Source organism: Cohnella sp. GbtcB17, from assembly GCF_019091135.1.
Taxonomy (GTDB): Bacteria; Bacillota; Bacilli; order Paenibacillales; family Paenibacillaceae; genus Cohnella.
Genome location: NZ_JAGXJW010000134.1, coordinates 1 through 1,911, shown reverse-complemented (window position 1 = coordinate 1,911; position 1,911 = coordinate 1). Strand labels below are relative to the sequence as shown.

General features: G+C 59.2%; 2 protein-coding genes and 1 tRNA gene. 2 read left to right on the top strand and 1 reads right to left on the bottom strand.

All coding sequences use genetic code 11. The features are described from left to right. On the bottom strand, window positions 1-903 hold a 903-nt coding region (locus tag KVT38_RS33265; RefSeq protein ID WP_254639750.1), incomplete at its 3' end, for an MFS transporter. A gap of 142 nt (window positions 904-1,045) precedes the next feature. Here KVT38_RS33265 and KVT38_RS33260 point away from each other — a divergent pair. Further along, window positions 1,046-1,681 carry a TetR/AcrR family transcriptional regulator gene (locus KVT38_RS33260; protein ID WP_217598026.1) on the top strand — a complete coding sequence of 212 codons (636 nt, stop codon included), beginning with the start codon at window positions 1,046-1,048 and terminating at the stop codon, window positions 1,679-1,681. A gap of 153 nt (window positions 1,682-1,834) precedes the next feature. Next, window positions 1,835-1,911 (top strand) — tRNA-Met (locus KVT38_RS33255).

The following is a 1,911-nucleotide window of genomic DNA, read 5'->3' as shown; positions in this document are numbered from 1 at the left end:
CAGCATCGCTCCGTCCATCACCATCCCCGTCAGAAACAGCGTTACGTTCGAACCGAGAAAATGGCGGGACCGGCACAGCCGCAGATCGAGCAGCGGCGATTGCCGCGTGCGCAGTGCGTAACCGATATAAGCCGCCGTCAGGACGATCCCTCCAGCCAGCGGAAGCGAGGCCTTCAGGCTGCCGAGTCCGCCCTCCGTGCTGGCCTCGGATATGCCGTAGATCAGAGCGGCAAAAGCCGGAGACAACAGCATCAGCCCGGCAATATCGAGCTTCGGCTTGTCGTGCGCCCGCTCGTCGGTCGGAATGTAACGCCAGCTTAGCCAGATCGCGACGAGCATGATCGGGATGTTCACGTAAAAAATCCAGCGCCAATCGAGGTTTTGAATGAGCAGACCGCCGATGACGGGACCGAGGATGGGGCCGATCAACGCGGGAATGCTGATGATCGCGATGAGTCTGCCGAGATTGCGACCGCCGGACGATTGCACGAGCACATTTTGCATCGTGGGGATGAGAAGGCCCGCACCCACGCCCTGCAGCAGCCGGAAGCCGATCAGGCTTCCGGTATTCCATGCCAGCCCGCATAAAACGGACGAGACGAGAAAAATAAAGAGCGAGAATATGTACACCCTTTTCCCGCCGTAGCGCTGGATCGCCCATCCCGAGGTCGGTACCGCCAGCCCCATCGTAAGCACATACCCTGTGACGACCCACTGGATCGCGGACACCGTGCTGTGCAGGTCGGATGCCAGCTTGTCGATGGCTACGTTGATCATGGTCGAGTCCAGCTGGGACGCGACGGCGCCGAAGACGAGGATCAGCGCAATCCTCAAAACGCCGGCGTCTATTTTTTCTTTGGGCGGTTTGGCAGCTCTCGCTTCCGCCGCTTGCACGCTTGCCATTAGCGTCACCTCTTGCTAAAATTTAAGGTACGGTACGTACCGTACCTTATATGAACAAGATATGCTATTGCGGCAGGAAATGCAATATAATAATTTAAAGAGCGGATTTTCACACTTCAAAGATCGTCGAGAGGATAGAGCGATGGCTGAATCGAAAAAGGAGCAGGCCCCAAACAATGGCGCCGGGACGCGCCGGAGAGGCGACGTGCTTGAAAACGCGATTCTGCAGGCGGCCTGGGACGAGCTGGAGGCGACCGGCTACAACCGCCTGACGATGGAGGCGGTCGCCGTGCGGGCGCAGACGAACAAGACGGCAGTCTATCGAAGATGGCCGAATAAAGCGCAGCTGGTTATCGCCGCGCTTATCAAATTCGCCCCCAAGCCTTCCATCGAAGCCGCGGATACCGGCGATCTGCGGACGGACGTGCTGACCTTCCTGCAAGGCATCTTCAAGCCGTTGCAAGCGATCGGTCCCGAGACTATCCATGGGCTGATGAGCGAATATCCGGGCAAGGAGCATCCGATGTCCAGGCCCCTGCCGCCAAGATCCGAGGACGCGCTCTTTGCCGCCATGCAGGCGATCGTCGGCAACGCCGAGAAGCGCGGCGAGCTTCGGCCGGGTCAATTGCCGGATCGCATCGTCTCGCTTCCGGTCGACCTGCTGCGGTACGAGATGCTGACCACCCATGGGGCGGTATCCGAGGATGTCGTCGTCCAGATCGTGGACGAGCTGTTCCTGCCGCTGGTCCGGGTTCGAGCGAGCGTTCAGGCCGAATAAGGAGCGAACGAGGGCCCTTCTGCATGGGCGTGCAGCCGGGCTTCTTCGTTCGCGTCTATAGTGGATTGTTCCTTCGGTGCTTGCATATTGGCTCAAACTGCTGTATTATAGAGAACCTGACCACGTTCATGGTCATAGGTTGCGTTTTACCGTCGCGGGGTGGAGCAGCCCGGTAGCTCGTCGGGCTCATAACCCGAAGGCCGCAGGTTCAAATCCTGCCCCCGCAACCA

Bases quoted from the DNA above. Each gene is read 5' to 3' on its own strand.
- KVT38_RS33260 (WP_217598026.1), top strand. From the start codon at position 1,046: ATGGCTGAATCGAAAAAGGAGCAGGCCCCAAACAATGGCGCCGGGACG.